The sequence below is a fragment of the Clostridium polynesiense genome, from assembly GCF_000820705.1.
Classification (GTDB): Bacteria; Bacillota; Clostridia; order Clostridiales; family Clostridiaceae; genus Clostridium_AA; species Clostridium_AA polynesiense.
In genome coordinates this window covers 1-6618 of sequence record NZ_CCXI01000046.1, presented here as the reverse complement: position 1 = coordinate 6618, position 6618 = coordinate 1, and the positions used below count along the sequence as shown (strand labels likewise).

Annotated in this window: 9 protein-coding genes; all 9 read right to left on the bottom strand. The window is 34.5% G+C overall.

Annotated elements, in window-relative coordinates:
- Positions 1–86 (bottom strand): flagellar basal body protein (locus TA89_RS17930; RefSeq protein WP_242850078.1); only part of this gene is annotated, 86 nt, incomplete at its 3' end.
- Positions 83–205, bottom strand: coding sequence for a hypothetical protein (locus tag TA89_RS19020; RefSeq protein WP_278246208.1), 123 nt, complete (start codon positions 203–205; stop codon positions 83–85). The genes TA89_RS17930 and TA89_RS19020, both read right to left, overlap by 4 nt.
- Before the next feature lie 77 nt (positions 206–282).
- Positions 283–723, bottom strand: a complete 441-nt coding sequence (locus TA89_RS04615) for a DUF6115 domain-containing protein (RefSeq protein ID WP_040211270.1) — start codon at positions 721–723, stop codon at positions 283–285.
- Positions 724–737: 14 nt separating this feature from the next.
- Positions 738–1463, bottom strand: a complete 726-nt coding sequence (locus TA89_RS04610) for a FliA/WhiG family RNA polymerase sigma factor (RefSeq protein WP_040211267.1) — start codon at positions 1461–1463, stop codon at positions 738–740.
- 11 nt (positions 1464–1474) lie between these two features.
- Entirely contained in the window at positions 1475–2104 is a 630-nt protein-coding gene (locus tag TA89_RS04605; RefSeq protein WP_040211265.1) for a flagellar brake protein, read from the bottom strand.
- 14 nt (positions 2105–2118) lie between these two features.
- The gene (locus tag TA89_RS04600) at positions 2119–2973 is read right to left on the bottom strand and encodes a MinD/ParA family protein (RefSeq protein ID WP_040211263.1); all 855 of its coding nucleotides are present in this window, start codon (positions 2971–2973) and stop codon (positions 2119–2121) included.
- Complete coding sequence (gene flhF, locus TA89_RS04595; RefSeq protein ID WP_040211261.1) at positions 2967–4082, bottom strand: flagellar biosynthesis GTPase FlhF; 1116 nt, start codon at positions 4080–4082, stop codon at positions 2967–2969. The genes TA89_RS04600 and flhF overlap by 7 nt, the downstream gene beginning before the upstream one ends.
- Positions 4083–6143 carry a flagellar biosynthesis protein FlhA gene (flhA, locus tag TA89_RS04590; RefSeq protein ID WP_040211259.1) on the bottom strand — a complete coding sequence of 687 codons (2061 nt, stop codon included), beginning with the start codon at positions 6141–6143 and terminating at the stop codon, positions 4083–4085. It lies immediately after the preceding gene.
- A 14-nt stretch (positions 6144–6157) separates the two neighbouring features.
- Positions 6158–6618 (bottom strand): EscU/YscU/HrcU family type III secretion system export apparatus switch protein (locus tag TA89_RS04585; RefSeq protein WP_040211257.1); only part of this gene is annotated, 461 nt, incomplete at its 5' end.

The window sequence follows — 6618 nt, the reverse complement described above, 5'->3', positions numbered from 1 at the left end:
GCATTTGCTATGTTATTAGTTATTACATCCTGCTTTGCTTCCTGAGTTATAAGCCCAGAAACTGCAGTATATAAACCTCTTATCATTTTCCCACTTCCTTTTTATCAATAACTCTAAATTCTTCTGGGTATTCCATACCAAGCTCTCTTGCATTTTCTTCTATCTTAGCAGGGCTTAAGGAAGCTTCTCTTTTTACTCCCAGCATAAAGGCTGTACCTATAATAATCCCTATACCTATACCAAAAAGAATTTTTCTGTCGCAGAGCTTATAAATAAATTCCTTTATTTTAGATATAATTCTTTTATTAATAGCACTTCCCCCTTACCAATAGATAGTTCTTCACATATTTCATCTGTAGTTAATCCTTTTTCTATAAGTTCCTTTACTCTGATTACTTTATTGCTGGTTATCTTTTCACCTAAAGGTTTTATATCACTTTCTTCAATCTCACTTTTGATTTCTATTTTGTTTGGTATAGAAGCTTGAACCTCTTCTTTATTATTATCGTAATGCCTTGGTATATTTTTAAGGGCTAAAATTTCATTCTGCAGTTCCATTACAGTTTCTGCAAATTCTTTCCTTAAAGCTATAATCTCTAATTTATAATCCTCTGTATCTAAAGTTTCTGCATCAAGTATGCTTTTAAAGCTATTTTCCTTTATAACAGCCTTATAGTTAAATAATATAAGTGCTGCAGCAATTAAAATCAAAAACACTACCATATTTCCCTCCGGTATTATGTATATTTGAGCTTTTGAAGGGCAGTTCTTAAATGGATAATAGCCCTGCTATGTAGCTGGCAGACCCTTGATTCAGATACATTTAAAACTTTTCCTATTTCCTTCAAAGTAAATCTTTCATAATAATATAGATTTAATACCTGTCTATCTTTTTCATTTAAAAGTTCAATAGCTTTAGCTAAAAATTCAAGTTCTTCTTTTTCTTCATAGTATTTTTCAGGGCATGGACTTTTATCATCCTCAATAGTACCTATAAGAGGGATGTCATCCTCCTCAGAAAATATAAGATCCTCTAAAGATACAATGGATATGTAATTTATGTAATTTTCTATTTCAGCAAGTTCATTAAAGCTTAGTCCCATCTCTTCAGCTATTTCTGAATTGCTGGGCTCCCTTAACAGTTTTCTTTGAAGATTTTCCACAGCTGCATTATATCTGTTTAGCTTGTCCATTGCTCCCTTAGAAATAGGACTGTCTTTTCTAATTTGGTCAATCATAGAGCCTTTAATCCTTATAGATGCATAAGTTGAAAATTTCATACCTTTAGACTCATCAAATTTATTTAAAGCATCCATAAGACCAATCATTCCATAACTAACCAGATCCTCATATTCAATATATTTACTTTTTCCTATAATCACTCTGGATGCTATATATTTAACCAGAGGTATGTACTTCTTTACTATTTCTTCTCTAATTTCTAGAGCTGAAGCAATTGCCATGAAAAGCCCCCCTATAACAGTTCTCTTTGTTTTCTCATTACATCAAAAACTATCTTAATTATGTTCTCTCTGGTACTTTCATTTAATGAACTAAAGCTTACTCCACAGATTCTTTGTCTTTCCGGTGTTAAATCTATTCTCACTATTTCTCCATTAACCATATAATCTTTATTTTCATAAGTGATCAAGGCAGATATATTATCTCCCCTCTGAAGTTCCTCTTTAACCTGAATCTTCATTCCTCCACCGCTTAAATCGATAAGTATAGCTTTTCCTGTTAGTTCTTCCATAGAGCCGAAGTTTATCTTATTATACTTAATCAACTGCATCATGTTTACTCTCACAAAATTTCTTCTCTGCACCTTTTTTACAGTTAAAGGCTTATTGAGAATTAATTGAGGAAGTTTATTTTCAATGATTCTATCTACTACATCGCTTTTGTATTGATAAATATTTCCTTCTCCGTCGTAATGTACAATTTCCACTGTACTTCCAGATTCTATAGGAAGGTATTCCCTTTCTACTATTGGTATACTTATGCTGAACAAATCTTCTGAAAGGTTCTGTACAGTGCTTTTATAAATCTTATCTTCCCATATAACTTCCAATCGGTTATTTAATTCTATTTTAAACTTCTTCATCGCCTTCACTCCCATTATGAAAATATATTAAATATCCGCTTAAACAGATTTTGAATTCCGCTTCCCTCTTTTAAATTTTTCTCTCCGATTAGCCCTTTAGCTATTTCTTGAATATCCTTACCTGCATCGCTGTTTGGGTATCCCACCACTAAGGGTTTTTGGTTTCTAACCGATTGCGTAAGTCTTTTATCTTCAAGAATTGGTCCTAAATATTCAAGCTTTATATTCAGAAACTTATCAGCTGCTCCTTGAAATCTTCTGAAGGTCAGTCCTGCTTCTTCATAGTCAAAAGCTTTATTCACAATTATCTTAGCCTTATTTTTAATTCTAAAATGACTTACAGCCTTAACCAGACTATAGGCATCCGTTATGGAGGTAGGTTCAGGAGTGGTTATCACAAATAATTCATCACTGCTGCTGATAAAGGCAAGCACGCTTCTATTTATCCCTGCTCCGGTATCTATAAATATATAGTCAAAATTATTAAGAGAATTAAGTTTACTTAAAAATCTTTCTCTTTCATCTGAGTTCAGATCTTCAATTCTATTGATTCCAGAACCTCCGGGTAAAAGTTTTACTCCCATTGGTCCTTCCGCCATAACCTCTAAAATATCCATATCTTCGTTTATCACATTAAAAATATTATACCTAGGAAATATTCCCATTATAACGTCATCATTTCCCATTCCTATATCTGCATCAAATATAAGAACCTTCTTTCCAAGCTTTTGAAGGGATATAGCGAGATTAACAACAAAGTTGCTTTTCCCCACTCCCCCTTTGCCAGAAGTTACAGTTATAATTCTAGTGTTCTGAGAGGAGGTATTTCCCATAGCTAACTGTCTTAGCCCCTCAGCCTGATCTAGCATATATTTTCCTCCCCTATAATAAGCTTGGATATCCTTTCTTTCGTTGGTACTGTTATATCTTCAGGAACATTCTGTCCTGTGGTGATAAAGCTTAAAGGGGTCTTACAATGCTTTAACACAGATAATAATCCTCCATAAGAATTAGTTTCATCTAACTTAGTAATGATTACATTATTAAAGTTCAATATTCTGTATCCTTCTATAATATTTGAAATATCTTTACTCTTAGTTATAGAGCTTAACACCAAATTTATATTAGTGCTGTCAGCTTTCTGAATAAAAGCCCTTAGCTCTGATATCTGCATTTTATTCTTACTGCTTCTTCCAGTAGTGTCTATTAAGACCACATCACAATCCTTCATAGACTCTACTGCTGTTTCCATTTCCTTTAATGTAATAACCACTGCAAAAGGAAGATTCATTATCTCAGCATAGGTTTTAAGCTGTTCCACAGCACCTATTCTATATGTATCTACAGTAATAAGCCCTACTTTTTTCTTTTCAATAAGTGATAGTCTTCCTGCCAGTTTTGCAATAGTAGTGGTTTTTCCTACTCCGGTAGGCCCAACAAGAACCACATTTCCTTTAATTTCTTCATTATTTATATGTATATAATCCTTTAAAATGTTTAAAAGAACTTCTTTGGTGTTTTCACCAGAAGAACTTTCTTTTTTCACTTGAGCTGTTATATCTGCTGCAATATTTTCCTCCACATCATTTTCCATGAGAAGAGCCTCTATGGGATCTTTGGTGTTTGTAATCTTGTTAAAGACTTTTTTCATTTCCTGAAGCTCTTTTAAAACTTCTGAATTAAAGGAATTTATGCTTTCGTTAGCTTCTTTGACTTCATCATCTCTTTCAGAAAATCTATTCCCAATATTACTGAAAGCCTTTTGCTCTATAGCTTCCAGACTTCTCTTAACTGCATTCGAAGGGTTATGGTTTTCAACAGCAGCAGTAACCTCTACCACCTTTGGCAGGAATATCCCTTTAACTCCCGGCTGTCTTATTTTTCTTTGGCTTATTATGATAGCATCAGTGCCAAGTTCGTATTTTATTCGTGTCATAGCTTCATTGGCAGTATTTGCTATATACTTTTTAATAACCATCTATACCGTCACCACTCCTTCAGTCTTTATCTCAATATCATTTGGTATCTCATTTAAAGAAATTACTGCTATATGGGGAAATACCATTTCTATAAGTTTCCTAAAGGCAGGTCTTATCTTCGGTGATACCAGTATAACCGGCTGATTATTGTTATAGTAAACAGAATCAACCACAGACTTTATATTTTCAAATATTCTTTGTGTGGTTTCAGGATCAATTACTGCATAGCTTCCCTGAAGAGACTTTTGAATATTATTAGAAATATGGTTTTCCAAATCAGGATGAACAGTAGTTACTGTTATGCTTCTGTCTTCATCTATAAAACTGCTGCATATACTTCTTCCCAGTGAAAATCTAACATACTCCGTTAAAAGCTCTACATCTTTGGTATTCCTTGAATTGTCTGCAAGAGATTCTAATATAGTAACCATATCTTTTATAGAAATTTTTTCCCTTAGAAGGTTCTGAAGTACCTTCTGCACCTCTCCCAAAGTCATAAGATCAGGTATAAGCTCCTCTACCACAGCACTGTATTTTTCTTTAGTAGTTTCAATTATAAGTTTTGTTTCCTGTCTTCCCAATAATTCATAAGAATGTAGTTTTATGGTTTCAGTTAAGTGAGTTACCATTACAGTAGTAGGATCAACTACAGTTAACCCTTTAATTTCAGCCTCTTCTCTCTGATCCTTGTTTATCCATACCGCCGGCAGTCCGAAGGTAGGCTCTATGGTTTTTATTCCCGGAAGTTCTGAGTTTTCTCCCGTTGGATCCATACATAAAAGCATATTTGGCATTAATTCTGAGGATGCAATGTCTGTTCCTCTTATTTTTATAACATACTGATTATTCTTAAGCTGAAGATTATCTCTTATCCTTATAGGCTGTACCACTATTCCCATTTCTATAGCACACTGTCTTCTCACAGAAGCAATTCTCTGAAGAAGGTCTCCTCCTGTACCTTCATCTGCTAAAGGGATAAGTCCATATCCAATTTCTATTTCCATAGGCTCTACAGCTATTAAGGTTGATACATTCTCTGGTTCTTTTCTTTCTATTTCAGTGATCTCAGCCTGCTGGCTTTCCATTTGTATCTCCATTTTTTCCTTTTCATCTTTGAACAGCAGATAAGAGCTAACCCCTGACGCTACAGAGAGCACTAGGAAAGGAACTGCTGGAAGACCAGTGAAGGCCATTAAAAATAATACTGCACTGGCTATTGCAATAACCTTAGGAAAAGCAGTAAGCTGTTTACCAAGAAGATTTCCTAAATTCTCATCACTACCGGCTCTAGTAACTAAAATACCTGAAGCAGTAGAAATAAGAAGAGCAGGTATCTGACTAACAAGTCCATCACCTATAGTTAATGTAGTGAAAATTTCCATAGACTTTTTAGCATCCATGTTCAGCATTACTATGCCGATTATAATTCCGCCAATAATATTAATTATAGTTATTATTATACCGGCTATGGCGTCCCCTTTAACGAATTTAGAAGCACCATCCATGGCCCCATAGAAATCAGCCTCAGCCTGAAGGTTCTTTCGCCTCTGCCTTGCTGTAAGCTCGTCAATGAGTCCTGCGTTTAAATCTGCATCTATACTCATCTGCTTTCCAGGCATTGCATCCAAGGTGAATCTTGCAGAAACCTCTGAAACTCTTCCGGCACCACTGGTGATTACAATAAACTGAATTATTATAATAATTAAAAATATTATTATTCCTACTATATAGTTATCTCCTGTAACAAAGCTTCCGAAGGCTTCGATTACACTTCCTGCATTGGCATCTTTTAAAATCAATCTCGTAGATGAAATATTAAGTCCTAATCTAAATAATGTAGTGATAAGCAGCAATGTAGGAAATATGGAAAACTGCAGCACTTCCGTAGTAAACATGGTTATAAGAAGGATCACTATGGAAAAGGTTATATTCAGAACCAGTAATATATCAAGTACAGCAGGAGGTAGCGGTATTATTATCATCAGTACTATACCGATTACTCCAAAAGCTATTATTACATCTAACTTACTTCTTAAATTTATATTTTTAGTTTCCCCCATTAAGCAATCCACCTTTATTTCTTTTTATTAAGCTTATATAATGCAGCTAATATTTCTGCCACAGCCTGATACATTTCTTGAGGTATTTCCCTCTCAACATCCACTTCTTCATAGATCTTTCTAGCTAAAGGTTTGTTTTCGATAATGGGAACTCCACTTTCCTTAGCTATTTCTTTAATCTTTAAAGCAACTAAATCCGCTCCTTTAGCTGTAACTTTAGGAGCCTCCATGCCCTCCCCATCGTATTTCAAAGCTACGGCGTAATGTGTAGGATTTGTTACAACCAAGGTGGCATCCGGTACCGCCTGCATCATTCTTCTTGTGGATATTTCTCTTTGCCTCTGCTTTATTTTAGATTTTAACTGAGGATCTCCTTCGTCTTGCTTGTATTCCTCTTTTATCTCCTGCTTTGTCATTCTTAAATCTTTGTTAAACATAAATCTTTGGTATACAAAATCTACAATAGCTATTATCA

Bases quoted from the DNA above. Each gene is read 5' to 3' on its own strand.
- TA89_RS04600 (WP_040211263.1), bottom strand. From the start codon at position 2,973: ATGCTAGATCAGGCTGAGGGGCTAAGACAGTTAGCTATGGGAAATACC.
- TA89_RS04615 (WP_040211270.1), bottom strand. From the start codon at position 723: ATGGTAGTGTTTTTGATTTTAATTGCTGCAGCACTTATATTATTTAAC.
- TA89_RS04610 (WP_040211267.1), bottom strand. From the start codon at position 1,463: ATGGCAATTGCTTCAGCTCTAGAAATTAGAGAAGAAATAGTAAAGAAG.
- flhA (WP_040211259.1), bottom strand. From the start codon at position 6,143: ATGGGGGAAACTAAAAATATAAATTTAAGAAGTAAGTTAGATGTAATA.
- TA89_RS04605 (WP_040211265.1), bottom strand. From the start codon at position 2,104: ATGAAGAAGTTTAAAATAGAATTAAATAACCGATTGGAAGTTATATGG.
- TA89_RS19020 (WP_278246208.1), bottom strand. From the start codon at position 205: ATGCTGGGAGTAAAAAGAGAAGCTTCCTTAAGCCCTGCTAAGATAGAA.
- flhF (WP_040211261.1), bottom strand. From the start codon at position 4,082: ATGGTTATTAAAAAGTATATAGCAAATACTGCCAATGAAGCTATGACA.